Origin of the sequence: Pelagibius sp. Alg239-R121 (assembly GCF_947331435.1) — a bacterium.
Lineage (GTDB): Bacteria > Pseudomonadota > Alphaproteobacteria > Kiloniellales > Kiloniellaceae > Denitrobaculum.
In genome coordinates this window covers 19984-38934 of the sequence record NZ_CAMZOF010000001.1, presented here as the reverse complement: position 1 = coordinate 38934, position 18951 = coordinate 19984, and the positions used below count along the sequence as shown (strand labels likewise).

Genomic DNA, 18951 nt, shown 5'->3' with positions numbered 1-18951 from the left:
GTTTTCCGCTAAGGGCGCGTTTGAGCGCAAACACCTCTTTGAGAACGAACATCGCGGACGGAAAAGTCCGCTCTCGATCTATGGGAGGACCATCCATGTCGAAAAAACTAAAGTCCCTGACGACCTCAATTGCAGGCGCAGCCCTGCTTGGCGCGGCGGCATTCGCTGCAACGGCGCTTCCTGCGGCGTCCCCTGCCTACGCCGAAGGCACGATCGTCGGCTTGATCACCAAAACCAACACCAACCCTTTTTTCGTCAAGATGAAGGAAGGCGCCGAGGCCAAGGCCACTGAGCTCGGTATGGAACTGCGCAGCTTTGCCGGCAAATACGACGGCGACAACGAAGCGCAGATCTCGGCCATCGAGAGCCTGGTGGCGGCGGGTGCGAAAGGCATCCTGATTACACCGTCCGACCCTGCGGCACTGACCGATACAGTACGGCGTGCCCGCGAAGCCGGTGTTCTGGTGATTGCGTTGGATACGCCCTTCGATCCGATCGATGCGGCCGATGCGACCTTCGCGACCGACAACTTCAAGGCCGGTGAGCTGATCGGCCAGTGGGCTGCCGCCAAGATGGGATCTTCGAGCGCGGACGCGAAAATCGCCACTTTGGATCTGTCCGAAGCACAAATCACCGTCGATGTCCTGCGCAATCAGGGCTTCCTCAAAGGTTTCGGCATCGATGTCAAAGACGTGAAAAAGATGTACGACGAAGATGATCCCCGCCTCGTCGGTGGCGATTCGACGGCAGGTTCGGAAGAAGGTGGGCGCACGGCGATGGAAAACCTCCTTCAGAAGGATCCGGGCATCAATCTGATCCACACCATCAACGAGCCTGCGGCGGCTGGCGCCTACGAAGCGCTGAAGGCCTTCGGGAAGGAAAAGGACGTGCTGGTGGTTTCGGTCGATGGCGGTTGCCCTGGTGTGCAAAATGTGTCCGACGGGATCATCGGCGCGACTTCGATGCAGTTCCCGCTCAAGATGGCTGCCTTGGGCGTGGAAGCGGTGGCCGCTTTTGCCGCGAGCGGGGATAAGCCGAAGAACACTCCGGGACTGGACTTCTTCGACACCGGCGTGACCCTGATCACGGACGAGCCCGTCGACGGCGTTCCCTCGATTTCTTCCAAGGACGGTCTGACCCAGTGCTGGGGATGATCTGAGTGCTGGGGCTGATCTGATCACTTCAGTGGTCTGACCTCTGGCTGATGATTGCGAAATCCGCCGCTGCAGGGCGGCGGGTTTCGGCGCGCCCTGCGGACCTTGTTCGCAGTTAATCCCGGCATGCCGCGACGACATCCTGAATTTCAACAGACCTTAGAAGAGGGTGCCCAGATCATGGCGGATACGGATCGTCTTGAGACGGCGGCTGCAGAGGGGCAGGTCGCGTCCTTTGAAGACGAAGCGCACGGGCCGCTTGCGAAACTGCACTACTTTCTGCATGCCAACCCGACAGCCGCGCCTTTGATCGTATTGCTGTTCAGTCTGGCGGCCTTCGGCGTGATTGCCGGCGAACGGTTTTTTACGCCCTTCAATTTTTCCCTGATCATTCAACAGGTCACCGTGATCGGGATCCTTGGAGTGGCCCAGACCCTGATCATCGTGACGGCTGGCATCGATCTTTCTGTTGCGGCGATCATGGTTCTGAGCTCGGTTGTCATGGGGCGGCTCGGTGTGACTTATGGTCTCCCGGTCGGTTTTGCGCTCTTCGCCGGTTTTGCGGTTGGAACCCTCTGCGGTTTTCTCAACGGCTTTCTCATTACGCGCCTGCGTTTGCCGCCCTTCATTGTGACGCTTGGAACCTGGTCGATCTTCTTTGCGCTTAACCTCTGGTATTCGGAAGCCCAGACCGTGCGCAGCTCGGACATTGATTCTATTGCCCCGCTGCTCAAATTCTTCGGCGAACGGGTCGGTGTGTTCGGTGCGCAGTTTACCTACGGGTCCTTCCTGATGATCGGGTTGTTCGGGCTCTTCTGGTACATCCTGAACTGGACCGCCTGGGGCAGGCACATCTACGCGGTCGGCGATGATAAGGATGCGGCGGAACTGTCGGGTATTCGCACGAACCGCACGCTGATCTCCGTCTACGCGGTGGCCGGCGCCATTTGTGCGCTCGGCGGCTGGATCGCGATCGGGCGGCTGGGTTCGGTCAGTCCCCAGAGCTTCTACGAGGGAAACCTGGACGCGATCACCGCTGTCGTCATCGGTGGCTGTTCCCTCTTCGGCGGCCGCGGTTCCATCCTGGGCACTTTGGTCGGCGCACTGACCGTCGGCGTGTTCCGTTCGGGCCTCAAAATCGCCGGTGTCGATGTGTTGTGGCAGGAATTTACCGTGGGCATGCTGATCATCGTCGCTGTGGCGCTCGATCAATGGATCAGGAAGGTTTCGACATGACCGGGAGGACACAACAGCCCGTTCTGCAGGCAAGTGGACTGGTAAAGCGCTATGGGCGTGTGGTCGCCCTGGATCACGCAGAGTTCGAGCTGTATCCCGGCGAGGTTCTCGCCGTAATCGGCGATAACGGTGCCGGAAAGTCGACGCTGATCAAGGCCTTGACCGGAGCTGTGTTTCCGGATCACGGAGAGGTCCGGTTGGACGGCAAGGAAGTTCACTTCCGCTCGCCGATGGAAGCCCGCGAAGCGGGAATCGAGACGGTCTATCAGAATCTCGCGCTGTCGCCCGCGCTTTCAATCGCGGACAATCTCTTTCTGGGGCGTGAAATCAGGTCCGAGGGGCTGGCGGGCTCGCTCTTCCGCAAGCTTGACCGAACCAAGATGCGCCGCATTGCGCGGGAGAAGCTGACCGAGCTGGGCCTGATGACCATACAGAACATCGATCAGGCAGTCGAAACCCTCTCGGGTGGACAGCGTCAGGGCGTTGCCGTTGCCCGGGCCACGGCTTTCGGTTCAAAGGTCGTGATCATGGACGAACCCACGGCCGCACTCGGTGTGAAGGAAAGCCGCCGGGTTCTGGATCTCATTTTGGATGTTAAATCCAAGGGCCTGCCCATCGTCTTGATCTCGCACAACATGCCTCATGTTTTTGAGATCGCAGACCGTATCCATGTCCACAGGCTGGGGCGCCGTATCGCCGTCATCAGGCCGCAGGATTGCTCCATGTCCGATGCGGTGGCGATCATGACCGGCGCCATGGAGCCACCCGTTCAAGCGGCGTAAGCTGCATGTTATTCCCGGATCTATTTTGGAGACAGGATCAGGCTAGCTTGCCGTGGCACTGTTTGTATTTCTTGCCGGATCCGCAGGGGCACTGGGCATTGCGTTGAACCTTGCCCCAGGTCGAGGGATCGTTGGGATTGACGTTGGCTGCCGCCGCGCGTGTTTGGGTCGGAACTGCTGCTGCTTCGCCGCTGCCCTGATCACCGGCACCCGCACCGGCCCCTGCACCAGCACCGACCAACGCCGGATCTTGCCGGGTTTCGTGCATCTCCTGCGGCGCACGCTGGATCTGTGCGGCTTCCGGCTCTGCGGCACGCAATTCCAGGCGGCTGAGCAGCGAAGTTACTTCGTCACGCACCTCCGCGAGCATGGCCTCGAATAACTCAAAGGCTTCTTTTTTATACTCGTTCAGGGGATCGCGTTGACCATAGGCGCGCAGCGAGATGCCGTGGCGCAGATGATCGAGCGACAGCAGGTGGTCCTTCCACTGCTTGTCGAGCACCATCAGCAGGATTTGTTTTTCCAGGCTCCGCATGACCTCGACGCCGTAGTTGGCGGTTTTGGCCGCCATCTTCTTGTCGGCGGCGTCCGTGATGCGCTGACGGATCTCCTGATCTGCGATGCCCTCTTCTTGGGCCCAGTCGGCAACCGGCAGGTCGAGGCCGAACAGCCGTAGCACTTCTTCATGAATGCTGCCGATTTCCCACTGTTCCGCATAGGCATTGGCGGGGATACAGCGGGTAATCAGGTCCTCAATCACTTCGTGGCGCATGTCGACGATGGTCTCGTGCACTTCGCTCGCGCGCATGAGGTCCTTGCGCTGCTCGTAGATGACCTTGCGCTGATCGTTCATGACGTCGTCGAACTTCAGAAGATTCTTACGAATCTCGAAGTTGCGCGCCTCGACCTTCTGCTGAGCCTTTTCGAGGGCCTTGTTAACCCAGGGGTGGACGATGGCTTCGCCCTCCTGAAGGCCCAGTTTCTGCAGCATGGAATCCATACGTTCCGAGCCGAAGATGCGCATCAGGTCATCTTCCAGGCTCAGGAAAAACTTGGACGCGCCGGGGTCGGCCTGACGGCCGGAGCGGCCACGGAGCTGATTGTCGATCCGCCGGCTTTCATGGCGTTCGCTCGAGATCACGAACAGGCCGCCGGCGCTCTTGGCAACGCCCTGCTTTGCGGAGACGTCGGCTTCAATCTCGGTCGTCTTTGTGGCCTTTAAGGCCTCGTCTTCGATATCGCCGGCTTCCTGTTTGAGCCGCATGTCGACGTTACCGCCAAGCTGAATATCGGTACCCCGGCCCGCCATGTTGGTGGCGATGGTGACCGAGCCCGGTGCACCGGCCTGAGCGATGATGAAGGCTTCCTGCTCGTGGTAGCGGGCATTCAGGACTTTATGGGGAATTTTTTCTTTTTTCAGCAACTCCGCCAGATGCTCGGATTTTTCGATCGACACCGTGCCCACCAAGACCGGCTGCTGCCGTTCCTGGCATTCCCTGATCAGGGTCAGGATGGCGGTGTCCTTTTCCCGCGCGGTCCGATAAACCTCGTCGTCGTGGTCTTCGCGGATGAAAGGCAGGTTGGTGGGGATCTCGATCACATCAAGGTGATAGATGTCCGAGAATTCGGCCGCTTCGGTCATGGCCGTACCGGTCATGCCGGCCAATTTGGGGTAAAGACGGAAGTAATTCTGGAAGGTGATCGAGGCGAGGGTCTGGTTTTCCTGCTGGATCTTGGCGTTTTCTTTAGCTTCCAGGGCCTGATGCAGACCTTCGGAAAACCGCCGTCCCTCCATCATGCGTCCAGTGAACTCGTCGATGATGACGACCTTGTCGTCCTTGACAATATAATCTTTGTCGCGCTGGAAAAGCTGATGGGCGCGCAACGCCTGATTAACGTGGTGCAGGACGCTGACGTTCTCGATGTCGTACAGCGAACCGCCGTCCAGCATGTCGATCTCGTGGAGCAACTCCTCCATCCGTTCCGTACCAACCTCGGTCAGCGTGACGGCGCGGGCCTTTTCGTCCATCTCGTAGTGTTCGGCTTCGAGCTTGGGGATCAGGGTGTTGATCTTAATGTAAAGTTCAGAAGAATCCTCGGCAGGACCCGAAATAATCAACGGGGTGCGGGCCTCGTCGACCAGGATCGAGTCCACTTCGTCGACGATCGCATAGTTGAAGTCCCGCTGGACCATCTCTTCCAGATGGAACTTCATATTGTCGCGCAGGTAATCGAAACCGAATTCGTTGTTCGTGCCGTAGGTAACGTCTGATTTGTAGGCTTCGCGGCGCATTTCGTCGGGCAGGCCTGAAACGATGCAGCCGACGGTCAGTCCTAGGAATCGGTAGATCTGGCCCATCCACTCGGAATCGCGTTGTGCCAGGTAGTCGTTAACCGTAATGACATGCACGCCCTTGCCGGAGAGCGCGTTCAAATAAACGGCGAGGGTCGCGACAAGGGTTTTGCCTTCGCCGGTTTTCATTTCGGCGATCAGGCCGCGATGCAGGACGACGGCACCGATAAGCTGCACGTCGAAATGACGCTGCCCGAGGGTCCGTTTCGCGGCTTCGCGTACGGTGGCAAAGGCTTCGACGATCAAGTCGTCAAGCGCAGTGCCGTCTGTCAAGCGTTGGCGGAATTCCGCGGTTTTTGACCGCAGATCCTCGTCACTCAGGGCTTCCAGCTCTGGTTCGAGAGCATTGATGGCGTCGACGGTTTGGCTAAGACCTTTGACATAACGGTCGTTAGCAGATCCAAACAGCCGCTTTGCGAGCGCGCCGAACATTTATGACCTCGAACAGAAATTAAACGGAAAACAAGTGGAACTCGGAGTGACAAATAGGCGCCCGGGAGGTGCCTGTCAACGCTGGCTGCCCCTGGGCACAAGCGATTGAGCGGCATTGTTATTCAGCGGTTACAGGATTTAACCATGATCCAGAACACAATCCATATGGATAGGGTTCTTCGTGTAGTTTTCCGATTGGCTGAAATGGACTCGCGGCCGGGACCCTGCTTTCTTGTTGCCCGCCCTTGTTCCAATCAGTCCTTCATGCAAGATGAGAGTCCACTGGCCCCAAGGATCTGTCAGAGACGTTTTGAGGAGATAGCGTGCCGCGGCCCAGCCATTTGAGATCTACCAGCCGTTCGAGATCTATACATAGCGGTGCAATCTTCGCCGCCGTCATTGCCGTGGGACTGCTGTTTTCCACAGAGTCACTTCCAGGCGCCTCCGGTTGGGCTGAATTGGGTGTATCAAAGGCCTGGGCGCAATCCGGTGCGGACAGCCTAACCGACCTGGACTACGCAGCGGAATCGACAATCGATCCGTCGGCTCAGGATGGCGTTCAGCAGACGAAGCCTTCAATTCCCCTGCGCCAGGGCTCGCCTTTGCTCGTCGAGCCGATTGCGCCGCTTGCCGGGCCGCAGCGGCCAAAAGGTGCCGCGGCGGGCGGATCCGGTGACGGAGGTGATGCATCGTCGCAAACCTTGGGTTCTGCGATGCAGGAGATGATTCGCCGCAATCCCGTGGTTGCCGTGGTTGAAGGCGAAGAAATCCGTTGGAAAGACGTGCTGGAATCTGCGCGTGATCTTCCACCTGAGTACCGGCGTCAGATCGAATCGATTTTTCCCGCGCTGCTGGACCGTTTGATCGATCTGAAGCTTCTCGCCAATGCAGGCCGGGACGGTGGCCTGGACGAGGACGAAGACCTGCAGCGCCGGGTTAAGGCCTATGAGGATATCCTTGTCAGGGATGCTTATGTGGCCCGGAACATCGCCTCAAAGATTCCCGAGGCGGATGTGCGGACCCGATACTTCGCAGTATTGCGGGCCAATGCTGCTCTAAGTGAGCGCCATCTGCGCCATGTTGTGGTTAAGAGCCGTGCCGAAGCGCGCGCAGTGGTGCAGTCATTGGATGACGGTCTCGACTTCGCGGAACTGGCGCGAAGCTATTCGACCGGCGATTCCGCATCGCGGGGCGGTGATCTGGGCTTTATGCGCCGGGACAGTCTCGATCCAGGCTTTGCTGCCGAGGCATTTGATCTGCGCGTCGGGGATTACAGTCGCCGGCCTTTTCGGACCGAGTTCGGTTGGCACGTGATTAAAGTCGAAAGTGAGCGCAAGGCGGTTCTGCCGACCTACGAGGAACTCGCGCCGAAACTTCGTGAAGAGCTTGCCAGGCTGAGGATCAATGGCGTTCTGAAGAAGCTTCGGGCCGATGCGGATATGGAACTGTTTCCAGAAAAATAGGATGCCATGGCCCGATGGGCTGGTGGCTGTGTCGGGAAAGATTTCGCCGGTATCCAAATGGAATCAAGCCGCAGGATTTCACCCAGCATTTCACCCAACTGTTACGCAAGCGGACTTGTGCCTGGGCAGTCTGCATGCAACATAACGGCATAATTTAAATAAAAGGGCCGGTGTTCCGGCCTTGTTAAGGAGTCGCTGACATGCGCATCAAAAATCTTTTGGTTCCTGCATTTTGTGCCCTCTCGGTCGCATTTGCTCTTCCGGTTCAGGCACAGGATAGTGGAGCGGGAGACGATCCCGTTGTTGCACGGGTCGGCGGTGAAGATATCCTTCAGTCGGAGGTGCTCGCGCTCGCACAGAATCTGCCGCCGCAGCAGCAGTCCCAGATTGCGTTGATCTTTCCTCAGTTGATTGAACAGGTCATCGACCTCAGGCTCGTGGGCAAGGCTGGCCGTGACGCCGGTTTGGCGGACGACGAAGAGGTGCGCGAGCGGGTTATGCGCGCGGAAAGTCAGATTATCTCCCAGATCTATGTGTTGCGCGAGATTGAGGCACAGGTGACCGACGAGAAGATTCGCGCCGAGTACGATAAGTTTGTGACCGAAAATCCGCCTCAAAAAGAGATTCGCGCCCGCCATATCCTCGTCGAAGAGGAAGATCAGGCCAAAAACTTGATTGTCGAGCTGGATGGCGGTGCTGATTTCGCGGCGCTGGCAGGCGAGCATTCGACCGGCCCTTCCGGTTCGCAGGGCGGTGATCTGGGCTTTTTCGGTGAAGGCCAGATGGTTCCCGAATTCTCCGAAGCCGCCTTCGCCATGGAGGCCGGACAGCACAGTAAAGAGCCGGTCAAAACCCAGTTTGGCTGGCATGTGATTAAGGTCGAGGAGAGCCGCCTGGGTGAGCAGCCTGCCTTTGAAGATATGGAGGCGGACCTGCGCTCCGAACTCTCGCGTGGTGCCTATCAGGATATCGTCGCGAAACTGCGCGAAGGTGCCGAAATCGAAATCGTCACACCGGATGCCGAAGAAACCGCACCCGCGACGGAAGGTACAAGCGAAAGCACGAGTGAGGGCACAAGCCAGTAGCCTCCGGCCGATATCTTCAGTATCACTTTACCAATTGCTTTACAGCCACCTGAATATCAGGTGGCTGTAAATCGTTGGAGGTGCAGTGCGATGTCCATAAAAGTTTCCCCCCTGGCGCCAGCCGCCTTTCCGGTGATGCCGCCGATTGCCGGTCTGGAGATCACGACCGGCGCCTGTGGCCTGCGCTACCGCGACCGGACCGATGTCTGCATTATGGTGCTTGAACCCGACTCTTCCGTTGCCGGAGTTTTAACCCGGTCTTTGACCGCATCGGCGCCCGTCCTCTGGTGCCGGGAAGCGCTGACCCATGGCTCTGCACGGGCGGTTGTGGTCAATTCCGGAAATGCGAACGCCTTCACTGGCGCGGCCGGAACCGGCTCAGTCGAGCGGACCGTCGATGCCGTCGCCGGTTTGGTCGGTTGCCGCGCCGAAGAGGTCTTCGTCGCTTCGACGGGCGTAATCGGCGAACCGCTACCAGACGAGCGCTTGACCAGCGCCCTCGCGGAATTGGCCGAGGGGCTGCGTCCGGACGCTTGGCCGGAAGCGGCGGCGGCAATCATGACGACGGACACCTATCCGAAGGGTGCCAGCCGGAGGACGGAAATCGCGGGCACGCCGGTGACGATCAACGGCATTGCCAAAGGCTCCGGGATGATCGCTCCGGATATGGCCACGATGCTGTCCTTCATCGCGACCGATGCCAATCTGCCCTCGGCCCTGCTGCAGGATTTGCTGGCCGATGCCAACGAACGGACGTTCAATTCGATTACCGTCGATGGTGACACCTCGACCAGCGATACCGTTCTGTTGCTTGCGACCGGCAAGGCGGAAAATTCTTTACCGACCGGAATGGCCGATCCTGCGTTGACCGGCTTTCGTGCTGCCCTTGAGGATCTGTTGCGCGATCTCGCCATCCAGGTGGTCAAGGACGGCGAAGGCGCAAGTAAGTTCGTTACCATCGACGTTGCGGGTGCCGAAACGCCGTTGGCGGCTAGGACCATCGGGCTCGCGATCGGCAATTCGCCGCTGGTGAAGACGGCGGTTGCTGGGGAAGACCCCAATTGGGGCCGCATTGTCATGGCAGTGGGAAAAGCAGGCGAGCGCGCGGACCGAGACCGCCTCTCGATCAAGATCGGCGGTATCGAGGTTGCTAAAAACGGCTGGGTTGTTCCCGGCTACGATGAAGCCCCCGTCGCCGAACATATGAAGGGGCAGGCCATCGAAATTGCCGTGGATGTAGGCGTTGGTGACGGGTCCGCCCGCGTCTGGACATGCGATCTTGGGCACGGCTACATCGATATCAACGCAGACTACCGAAGTTAAAGCAGGGCAGCATGACAGAGGAATCGGATCTGGGTGGCTGCTGGGCCGCTGGCGAACGTGCTGCTGCAGCGGCAAAACCGCTGGTCTTTGTTGCTGCCGTCGCGCTGATTGATCGTGATGGGCGGGTTCTGATTGCACAGCGGCCGGCCGGCAAGGCGATGGCCGGACTCTGGGAGTTTCCGGGCGGCAAACTCGATGCAGGGGAAACCCCGGAGCAGGCGCTGGTCAGGGAGCTTGAAGAAGAGCTTGGGATCGACACGCGGGAGAGTTGCCTTGCGCCGCTCGCCTTTGCTTCGCATAGCTACGATGATTTTCATCTCCTGATGCCCCTGTTCGTTTGTCGAATCTGGCAGGGCATGGTGACACCGCGGGAAGGGCAGGCGCTGAAATGGGTTCGCCCGGCACGTCTTGGAGATTATCCGATGCCTGAAGCCGACGTGCCACTAGTCGCGCAACTGCGCGACTTACTCTAGAGGCCCCCGCGCAACTGCGCGACTTACTCTAGAGGCCCGCGCGCAACTGCGCGACTTGCTCTAAGAGCCCACGCAACTGTGCGAGTGGCCATGGCAGCTAGCTTTGGTCTTTTGGATCCTTGGACCGTGTATGCGCCGCCGTCCCCGCGCTCTCATCGGTTCCAATCTCGTCCACACCCAGCGCGTCGGCCAACCTGCTGCGCGCACTTCCGGGGCGCAGCGGTTGTTGCTGCGAAGCGTCCGGCACCCAGCCGGTCAGGGTTAGAATATCGAACGTCGCGGGTATCCGGCCGTCGCTGTCACCGAACGTTTCCTGATAGATTTCCGCCGCCCGAAACAGGGTGCTGCGCCGCGTCATGGTCTGGCGGCGCGTGTGGATTGCGTTGGTCTCCCCCATGCCGCGGAGATCCTGCATCAGCTTTAGGGCATTGGGGTAGCTCACGGTGATGCGGTCGACGTCGGCGACGGGAAGAGCAAATCCGGCCCGCTGCAGCAGAGCACCGGCGTCGCGCAGATCCGCAAGCGGAGAGAGGCGCGGGCTTACGCCGCCCTCCAGCTCGATTTCGGCCTGCATCAGGGCGGTTCTGAGTTCGTGCAGGGTCTCGCCGCCCAGCATGGCGCCCAGAAACAGGCCGTCCGGCTTGAGAATCTGCCTGATCTGAATCAGGGCGCCAGGAAGGTCGTTGGTCCAGTGCAGGGAGAGATTGGAGACAACAAGTTCGAAACTGCCGGGCGCAAAAGGCAGGAATTCTTCGTCCGCGCTCACCGCCGCGACCCTGTGGGACGGCGTTCCGGCGACCTTTGCCATGGCGGGTGACAGATCGCATTGGACCATCAGCTCGATGTCGCGCCGTTCTGCCAGTGCACGCGCCATGGCCCCGCCCCGGGAGCCGAGGTCAAGGCATCTGGGGAAGCGCCGCGTCACGTCCAGCAGCCGGTCCGCGAGCCTTTGCGCGACGGCGTCGAAGAGGAAGCTGTAGTCTGCGATCGTCTCTCCTGCCCGGTCGTGGTGCCTGCGCACCAGTGCACGGTCGAAGACATTCATTACATCGCTCATCGCGTTATCCGTTGTTAGCCCGGTGTTAACCCGGGCAGGAACGCCTGGGCGATATCAAAGTTCGGCCCGCTTGGCAAATGACCGGCAATCGAACATCGGCGGCAGTGATGCTTTGTGCAAAGGATTGATTTCCCATGCCGGCACGGGGCATGCTCGCTCACATGCAGACTGTCACGATGATCGCGCGCCGGGCGCTTGATGCGGTTTTACCGCCCACCTGTGCGAAGTGCCGCGTGGTTGTCGAGCGCAACGGCACCGTCTGCGCCGACTGTTGGAAGGACCTGAGGTTCCTCGCGCCGCCCTGGTGCCATAGCTGCGGATTTCCGTTTGAATTTGAAGGGGCCGAGACGGTTTCCCAGGGCCGGGGAAACGCGGACGCACCCCTCTGCGCCGACTGCCTCCACAAACCCAAAAGCTTCGACCGGGCCCGTGCCGCGCTGGGATACGACGACGCCAGCCGGGCTCTCATCCTGGCTTTTAAGCATGCCGACCGGACCGAGACGGCGATGACCCTCGCAAACTGGATGGCGTTGGCCGGCGGTGATCTGCTCGCGGCGGCCGATGTCGTCGTTCCGGTGCCGCTTCATTGGCGGCGGCTGTTTCTGCGCCGCTACAACCAGTCGGCGCTGCTGGCGCAGAAATTAGCGCAAAGCCGGGGCATCGCCTTCCATGCACTGGTTCTTGAACGCCGCCGCGCCACCCGCCCACAAGGGCACCTGAGCGGCACGGCACGGCACCGCAACGTGGCGGGCGCCTTTCGGGTCCGGCCGTCTCAGCGGGGCCAGATCGAGGGCCGAAGGGTTCTTCTGGTCGATGATGTCTATACAACCGGTGCGACCATCGCCGCCTGTGTCGCAAGCCTGCGCGCCGGAGGCGCCGCGGCGGTCGATGTCTTGACGCTGGCGCGGGTTTTACGGACATGACCGCGCATTTGATTAAGGTTGTGGCGGTAAAATTACGGTGATTGAGGCCTGCCGGGCTGTAATTTGGCGATGACGACCCCAAATCTCGGGGGTTATATAGATTTCTGCGGCTCGAACCGCGCGAAGAGGTCCCTGTTCTGCCGGCGGCGGCGATAATTGAATGGCGGCGATAATTTAATGTCAGAGAGCGAAATGTCGGAACAACAAAATCCTGTGATCGAAGTCTATTCCAGCATGCTTTGCGGTTTTTGCGCGCGGGCGAAACGCCTGCTTGAGGCGAAGGGTGCGAAGTATGACGAGATCGACATTATGCTGCAGCCGCGGCGCCGCTCCGAAATGGTTCAGCGCGCCGGCGGACGCACCAGCGTCCCGCAGATCTTCATCGACGGCCAGCATATCGGCGGCTGCGACGAACTCTATGCTCTGGAACAGCGCGGCAACCTCGATCCGTTACTGATGAAGGCCTCTTAAACGAGCCGCGCCCCCCGAAGCACCCGGGACCGTCACCGCACAGACCGGTCCCGCGGCTGTGACCAAGACGCGTGATGGGTTCGCCTCCGTCACAGGCAAGGGCTCTCCAACTGCCGCATTAGGCCAATAGCTCGCGGCGCGCACAAATGCGTTGAACGGCCGCCGGTTTGGGCCGTTCGACGACGAGGTCTTCGTAGGCGAGCACGCGAAGCTGTCCGGCCGCCGCGTCGAGCAGCTCGCCCGGCGCCAGGAGAAAGTCGGGATTGGACGGGCGACCGAAGCGTTCGTTGCCCTGCGCGAAGGTCTCGTACAGCAATATGCCGCCCGGCGCCACGGCCCGGACGATATCCGCAATAATCGGACGGTAGAGATAGTTCGTCACCACCACGCCGGCAAAGCTTCCTGCCGAAAACGGGAAGGCGCTGCCGTCTTCGAGATCATGGCATTGCGCACTGAAGTCATCGTGGGAGTCGAGCCCGCCCAGGCGCGTGAGATCCCGATCGACGGCAGTGACCGGATGACCGAGCTGAAGCAGGAGGCGGCTATGGCGCCCGCCGCCGCAGGCAAGGTCCAGAACCGCGCCGCCCGCCGGAATCAGACCTGCAAAACGCCGTATCCAGCCGGACGCCTCAGGACTCTGCGGTTCCGCCGCGTTCGGGCAGGCCGGCGTCGTTGATGTCATTTTTCTTGATCCCTGGGTGTTTCACGAGTCTTATCACTGCTAAGGTGGGTTTCAGACAGTTTTTTTGCCCTGCATGCGGCTTCGGCCGTCTGTAACGGGATGGGTAAGGCGAGATGATAGTTTTTGATCTGAGATGCAAGAAGGAACATGTCTTTGAGGCATGGTTCAAAGACAGCGCTTCCTATCATGAGCAGATTGAAGCCGGGGTCGTACGCTGCCCGGTCTGCGGATCGAAACGGGTTGAAAAGGCCCTGATGGCGCCGAACGTCACAACGCGTCGGCAGAACAAGGAACCTTCGGCCGTCAGCCCCGCGCCTGTACCGGCAGAAGTCCCCGCCGCCGCGCTTCCCGCGCCGCCGGCCTTACCTGCAAAACCCGCCAGTGCCTCGGGCTCCGTGACGACCAACGCCGACGTGGAAAAGGTCGCCGAGGTAATGCGCGCGCTGAGTGATCTGCGCGACAATGTCGAACGCGACTGCGATTATGTCGGGACGAACTTTGCGGAAGAAGCCCGAAAGATTCACTACGGCGAGACGGAAGCACGGGGCATTTACGGCGAATCCAGCGATGAGGATGCCAAGGCCCTGGAGGAAGAGGGTGTTGAATTTGCCCGTGTTCCCTGGGTGCCTCGCCACGACTCCTGATTGCCGGTTAGCTATTCTATTTCAAATAGTTAGAGCAGATTCATTGGTGCAACAGATCGCCAAGAGCGATTCCGTCTAAACGAGATCTGCTTTGGGTTTCGTTGCAAACAGCATGTAGTTGACGTCCAGATCCCGCCGGGACAGCCGCCAGCTCTCATTCAGCGGGTTGTAAACGACACCACTGATATCCTCGACCTTCATTCCCTGCGCCCGCAGCAGGCTGGTGAGTTCGGACGGCCGGAGAAACTTTCGCCAGTCATGAGTCCCGCGCGGCAGCCAGCGCAGAAGGTATTCCGCGCCCAGGATAGCCATGAGATAGGATTTCGGGGTCCGATTGAGAGTCGAGGCCACGGTCGCACCCCCGTCTTTCACGAGGGCGCAGGCGGCCTGGGAAAAGGAATTTACGTCGGCGACGTGCTCGATGACTTCCATGTTCAGGACCACATCGAAGTTTTCTCCCTTCGCCGCGAGATCCTCCGCGGTCGCGTGACGGTAGTCGATTTCCAATCCTGCTTCCGCGGCATGGGTGCTGGCGACCCCGATGTTCTTTTCCGCCGCGTCGATCGACGTCATCCTGGCGCCCAGGCGGGTCAGAGGCTCACTCAGCAGCCCGCCGCCGCAGCCGATGTCCAGAATGCTCAGGCCTGCGAGCGGCTGGTTCGCGGCAGGATCTTTACCGAAGTGTGCGGCGACGTGGTCGCGGATGTAACCAAGACGCGTGGGATTCAACTGATGGAGTGGGCGAAACTTTCCTGCCGGGTCCCACCACTCGGCGGCAATGGCCGAGAATTTCTCGATTTCAGCCGCGTCAACGCTCGTGCGGTCTTGAACCTTGGTCATGTCGATCCGTTTCGATAAAATATTACATGCCGGGCTCGGCGGCATACTTGCCACGTGCCCCTGCTAAAGAGTATGGATAGCCGCCGCTCTGCGGGCAACCTGATCGTTTCCTTATTTAGTTCAAGGTCGTTATGTCCCGAATCGTGATGAAATTCGGTGGTACTTCGGTGGCTGATCTAGACCGCATCCGCCACGTCGCACAACGGGTTAAGGCCGAAGTCGATGCGGGTCATGAAGTGGCCGTTGTCGTTTCCGCCATGTCCGGAGTAACCAATCAGCTGATCGGTTACGTCGACTCTGCCGCCAAGCTTGCCGATCTGCGCGAATATGACGTGGTCGTATCCTCCGGAGAGCAGGTGACCAGCGGATTGCTTGCCATCGTGCTGCAATCCATTGGCGTAAACGCCCGCTCCTGGCTGGGTTGGCAGGCGCCGATCAAAACTGACGGCAGTCACGGCAGTGCGCGGATCAGGGACATCGAAGTGGACGATCTTGTCCGCCGGTTTGGCGAGGGACAGGTTGCCGTCTTTGCCGGTTTTCAGGGAATCGGCCCCGATGGCCGAATTTCGACTCTCGGCCGCGGCGGATCTGATACTTCGGCTGTTGCACTGGCCGCTGCGCTGCAGGCGGACCGCTGTGACATCTATACCGATGTCGACGGGGTCTATACGACGGATCCGCGGATCGTCTCCAAAGCCCGCAAGCTTGAAAAGATAACCTACGAAGAAATGCTGGAAATGGCGTCCCAGGGCGCCAAGGTCTTGCAGACCCGCTCCGTCGAGATGGCAATGAAACATTCGGTCCGCGTTCAGGTGCGGTCCAGTTTCAATGACACCGAAGGAACGCTGGTTGTTGACGAGGATGAAATCGTGGAAGACGCACTAGTTAGTGGAATTGCCTACAGCCGGGACGAAGCCAAGATCACTCTGATCCGGGTTCCCGACCGCCCCGGCATCGCCGCCGGTATCTTCGGTCCTCTGGCAGATGCCTCGATCAATGTCGATATGATCGTTCAGAGCTATTCCGCCGACGGCAATTCGACCGATATGACCTTTACGGTGACCAAAACGGACATGGAGCGCGCCGTTGCGGTGTTGGAGGCGCACAAGGACGAACTGCGCTACGACGCCCTGACTTCGGATCCAAATGTGGTGAAGGTGTCGGTTATCGGCGTGGGCATGCGGAGCCATGCAGGCGTCGCCAAGAAAATGTTCACGGCATTGGCTGAGAAAGGGATCAACCTCCAGGTTATCTCGACTTCTGAGATCAAGGTCAGCGTGCTGCTTGCCGAAGAGTATGCCGAACTTGCCCTGCGCAGCCTGCATACAGCCTATGGTCTAGATGCGGCATAAAACGCCACACATCTTGTGCCGAACTGGTGTAAGATCATCGTGTTATGAATGCTCCTCCTCGCAACCCATCGATGCAGAATCGGGGTCGAATAGACCCTGCGGTGAGCGATTCGACGGATGCAGAACCGCTGAGCGATAAAAGCAAGCCAGGTCCTTCGGCCAAGGTGCCTGAAGGAAAGTCTCCCGATTCAAAGCCTCACGACGGCCGGTCTCATGATTGGGCCGGATCCCGGCGCCTGCTCCGCCTGCTGCGCGACCTGATGAAGGAGCGCGGCAGCAGCCAGATGAAGCTCGATAAGATCGTCAAGCTGATCGCACAGGATATCGTTGCAGAGGTCTGTTCGATTTACGTTTTGCGCTCGGGTGACGTGCTTGAGCTCTTCGCGACCATGGGCCTGAAGCCCGAGGCCGTTCATCAGACGCGGCTGCACGTCGAGGAAGGTATCGTCGGGCAGGTCGCAGCCCTGGCTCTGCCGTTGGCTTTGTCCGATGCCCAAAAGCACCCGAACTTCGCTTACCGGCCGGAAACCGGAGAGGAGAACTATCAGTCGCTCCTGGGCGTCCCGATTCAGCGCGCAGGCCGCGTGATCGGTGTGCTCGCGGTCCAAAACGTAACGCCGCGCAACTACACGGATGAAGAGGTTGAAGCCCTCGAAACCGTCGCCATGCTGCTGGCCGAGCTTTTCGCCGGTGGTGAAATCGCTCTCTTGGATGAAACCGCCGCTGGCGATGACGGCCAGGGTAAGCCCATGCGCCTCGACGGCCTGGCGCTGAACGACGGCCTCGCGATCGGACAGGCTGTGCCGCATACCCGCGGGATCGTGATCTCTCAGGTGATTGCCGATGATCCGGAAGAGGAGCGGGAGCGACTGGTCACCGCCGTTGCTGAAATGCGGGGGGCGATCGATGATCTCCTGGCACGTGCCGATATCGCGGAGCTCGGTGAGCATCGCGAGATTCTTGAAGTCTATCGGATGTTTGCCGAGGACAAAGGCTGGATCGGCCGGATCGACGAAGCGATTCTCAGCGGACTGACGGCTGAAGCGGCTGTCGAGAAAATTCAGGTCGATACCCGCACCCGCATGGCGAAGGTAAAGGATCCTTATCTCAAGGAGCGTCTTTCGGATCTGGAGGACCTCGGAAACAGGCTCCTGCACCACCTGCTGGAGCTCGATGGGACCGGCCCTCAGGATTTACCTGACGATATGGTTCTTATCGCCCGCAATCTCGGGCCGGCGGAACTGCTGGATTACGACGCCACGCGATTGCGTGCTGTGGTTCTGGAGGAAGGATCGCCGACCGCGCACGTCGTCATTATGGCCCGCGCCCTGAACATTCCGATCATCGGCCGTTGCCGGGACATCGTGACTTCCGCCCGGCCCGGCGACCGTATCGTCGTTGACGCCGACAACGAACAGGTGCTGTTGCGTCCCAATGAAGAAGTTCAGGCAACCTTTGCCAGCACGATCGCAGAGCGGGACCGGCGCAAGGAGATTTTTGCCGCGACACGCGACCTGCCGCCGGTGACGCTCGATGGTCTGCGGATTGCTCTGAACATCAACGCCGGGCTGCTGATCGATATTCCGCACCTTCACGACAGCGGCGCCGACGGCATCGGTCTCTATCGCACGGAAATTGCCTTTATGGTCCGCGATACTTTTCCGGGCGTGACCGCGCAGACCGAACTCTACAGCCGCGTCGTCGAGCAGGCGGATGGCAAGCCTGTTGTTTTCCGGACGCTGGATGTCGGAGGCGACAAGGTTTTGCCGTACTGGCAGGGCGAAGTTGACGAAAATCCGGCCATGGGCTGGCGGGCAATACGAATCGGACTGGATCGTCCGGCGGTTCTGCGTCAGCAGATTCGCGCGCTGTTGCGGGCATCGCAAGGCGGCGAACTGCGGATCATGTTCCCGATGATCAGTGATGTTGCCGAGTTTGAAACGGCACGGGCACTGCTGGACCGGGAGATTGAGCGCGAAGGCGTAAAAGGACGGACCCTGCCCTCTATGGTCAAGGCAGGTGTGATGCTGGAAGTGCCTTCTTTGTATTGGCAACTACCGGCACTCTTGGACAAAGTCGATTTTGTTTCGGTCGGCAGCAATGACCTGTTTCAGTTTCATTTTGCTGCCGATCGTGGAAACCCGCGGCTGGTGCGGCGCTATGACGTGCTTGCACCTGGGTTTTTAAAGCTCCTGCATGGCATCGCCAGCCAGGCCAGCGCGAAGCAAGTCGCACTTTCTCTATGCGGTGACATGGCGGCGCATCCCCTGGAAGCCATGGCGCTTCTTGGCTGCGGCTTTGAAAGCCTCTCGATGCCCGCGCCGAGCGTTGCGCCGGTTAAGACCATGATCCGCAGTTTAAATCTGGCACCGCTGAAAACTCTGCTGCCGAGCTGGCTGGAACTGCCCGACCACAGCCTGCGGGACCGGTTGCGGAGCTACGCTAAAGAGCAGGGTGTTGAACTCTAGCCATATGAATGGCGGACTGATTCACGGTTGTCGCCGATTCAGAGAAAAGCGATCAGACTCTCTCTCGGACTTGATGACGTCATATTTGTGTCAAATCGTGAGTTGCGAGGAGCCGCATCAGGCCTGCAAGCCCCGGTATTGCGGATACTATCATCTGATCCGGCAATCATCGTCCAGGTCTAGCCCATTGCTGCCGGCACGTTATCTTTGCTA

General features: G+C 59.6%; 16 protein-coding genes. 12 read left to right on the top strand and 4 right to left on the bottom strand.

Going from position 1 to position 18951, the window contains the following annotated elements:
* The first annotated feature begins 95 nt into the window (after nucleotides 1–95).
* The 3 genes from QMZ18_RS00145 to QMZ18_RS00135 all read left to right on the top strand — a co-directional run bounded on the left by QMZ18_RS00145 (nucleotide 96) and on the right by QMZ18_RS00135 (nucleotide 3172).
* On the top strand, nucleotides 96–1154 hold the full coding sequence (locus QMZ18_RS00145) for a sugar ABC transporter substrate-binding protein (RefSeq protein WP_322097107.1): 1059 nt from the start codon (nucleotides 96–98) through the stop codon (nucleotides 1152–1154).
* Between the two features lie 180 nt (nucleotides 1155–1334).
* Entirely contained in the window at nucleotides 1335–2390 is a 1056-nt protein-coding gene (locus tag QMZ18_RS00140) for an ABC transporter permease (protein WP_282604197.1), read from the top strand.
* Nucleotides 2387–3172 (top strand): ATP-binding cassette domain-containing protein, encoded by a 786-nt coding sequence (locus QMZ18_RS00135; protein WP_322097106.1) that lies wholly within the window; start codon nucleotides 2387–2389, stop codon nucleotides 3170–3172. Before QMZ18_RS00140 ends, QMZ18_RS00135 begins: the two co-directional genes overlap by 4 nt.
* A gap of 37 nt (nucleotides 3173–3209) precedes the next feature.
* On the opposite strand, the gene secA is transcribed toward QMZ18_RS00135, so the two are convergent.
* Nucleotides 3210–5957, bottom strand: coding sequence for a preprotein translocase subunit SecA (gene secA / locus QMZ18_RS00130; protein WP_282604195.1), 2748 nt, complete (start codon nucleotides 5955–5957; stop codon nucleotides 3210–3212).
* Between the two features lie 323 nt (nucleotides 5958–6280).
* On the opposite strand from secA, the gene QMZ18_RS00125 reads away from it, so the two are divergent.
* The 4 genes from QMZ18_RS00125 to mutT all read left to right on the top strand — a co-directional run bounded on the left by QMZ18_RS00125 (nucleotide 6281) and on the right by mutT (nucleotide 10301).
* Nucleotides 6281–7420, top strand: coding sequence for a peptidylprolyl isomerase (locus QMZ18_RS00125; RefSeq protein ID WP_282604194.1), 1140 nt, complete (start codon nucleotides 6281–6283; stop codon nucleotides 7418–7420).
* Nucleotides 7421–7620: 200 nt separating this feature from the next.
* Nucleotides 7621–8505, top strand: a complete 885-nt coding sequence (locus tag QMZ18_RS00120; RefSeq protein WP_282604193.1) for a peptidylprolyl isomerase — start codon at nucleotides 7621–7623, stop codon at nucleotides 8503–8505.
* Between the two features lie 90 nt (nucleotides 8506–8595).
* A complete protein-coding gene (gene argJ / locus QMZ18_RS00115) occupies nucleotides 8596–9828 on the top strand; it encodes a bifunctional glutamate N-acetyltransferase/amino-acid acetyltransferase ArgJ (protein WP_282604192.1) in 1233 nt (410 codons plus the stop codon).
* 11 nt (nucleotides 9829–9839) lie between these two features.
* Nucleotides 9840–10301 (top strand): 8-oxo-dGTP diphosphatase MutT, encoded by a 462-nt coding sequence (mutT, locus tag QMZ18_RS00110; protein WP_282604191.1) that lies wholly within the window; start codon nucleotides 9840–9842, stop codon nucleotides 10299–10301.
* Nucleotides 10302–10398: 97 nt separating this feature from the next.
* On the opposite strand, the gene QMZ18_RS00105 is transcribed toward mutT, so the two are convergent.
* Nucleotides 10399–11358: a methyltransferase domain-containing protein gene (locus tag QMZ18_RS00105; protein WP_282604190.1), complete on the bottom strand. Its 960-nt coding sequence runs from the start codon at nucleotides 11356–11358 to the stop codon at nucleotides 10399–10401.
* 134 nt (nucleotides 11359–11492) lie between these two features.
* Between QMZ18_RS00105 and QMZ18_RS00100 the strand changes: the two genes are divergently transcribed.
* The gene (locus QMZ18_RS00100; RefSeq protein ID WP_282604189.1) at nucleotides 11493–12281 is read left to right on the top strand and encodes a ComF family protein; all 789 of its coding nucleotides are present in this window, start codon (nucleotides 11493–11495) and stop codon (nucleotides 12279–12281) included.
* A gap of 192 nt (nucleotides 12282–12473) precedes the next feature.
* Nucleotides 12474–12752: a glutaredoxin 3 gene (gene grxC / locus QMZ18_RS00095; protein ID WP_282604188.1), complete on the top strand. Its 279-nt coding sequence runs from the start codon at nucleotides 12474–12476 to the stop codon at nucleotides 12750–12752.
* Nucleotides 12753–12870: 118 nt separating this feature from the next.
* Here the strand turns inward: grxC and QMZ18_RS00090 are convergent, their stop codons facing one another.
* On the bottom strand, nucleotides 12871–13434 hold the full coding sequence (locus QMZ18_RS00090; protein WP_282604187.1) for a bifunctional 2-polyprenyl-6-hydroxyphenol methylase/3-demethylubiquinol 3-O-methyltransferase UbiG: 564 nt from the start codon (nucleotides 13432–13434) through the stop codon (nucleotides 12871–12873).
* Between the two features lie 113 nt (nucleotides 13435–13547).
* Here QMZ18_RS00090 and QMZ18_RS00085 point away from each other — a divergent pair, with 113 nt between their 5' ends.
* Entirely contained in the window at nucleotides 13548–14078 is a 531-nt protein-coding gene (locus QMZ18_RS00085; RefSeq protein ID WP_282604186.1) for a DUF1178 family protein, read from the top strand.
* Nucleotides 14079–14153: 75 nt separating this feature from the next.
* Here the strand turns inward: QMZ18_RS00085 and ubiG are convergent, their stop codons facing one another.
* Nucleotides 14154–14918 (bottom strand): bifunctional 2-polyprenyl-6-hydroxyphenol methylase/3-demethylubiquinol 3-O-methyltransferase UbiG, encoded by a 765-nt coding sequence (gene ubiG / locus QMZ18_RS00080; protein ID WP_282604185.1) that lies wholly within the window; start codon nucleotides 14916–14918, stop codon nucleotides 14154–14156.
* A gap of 131 nt (nucleotides 14919–15049) precedes the next feature.
* Between ubiG and QMZ18_RS00075 the strand changes: the two genes are divergently transcribed.
* Nucleotides 15050–16270 (top strand): aspartate kinase, encoded by a 1221-nt coding sequence (locus tag QMZ18_RS00075; protein ID WP_282604184.1) that lies wholly within the window; start codon nucleotides 15050–15052, stop codon nucleotides 16268–16270.
* Between the two features lie 101 nt (nucleotides 16271–16371).
* A complete protein-coding gene (gene ptsP / locus QMZ18_RS00070) occupies nucleotides 16372–18738 on the top strand; it encodes a phosphoenolpyruvate--protein phosphotransferase (RefSeq protein ID WP_322097105.1) in 2367 nt (788 codons plus the stop codon).
* Nucleotides 18739–18951 lie beyond the last annotated feature (213 nt).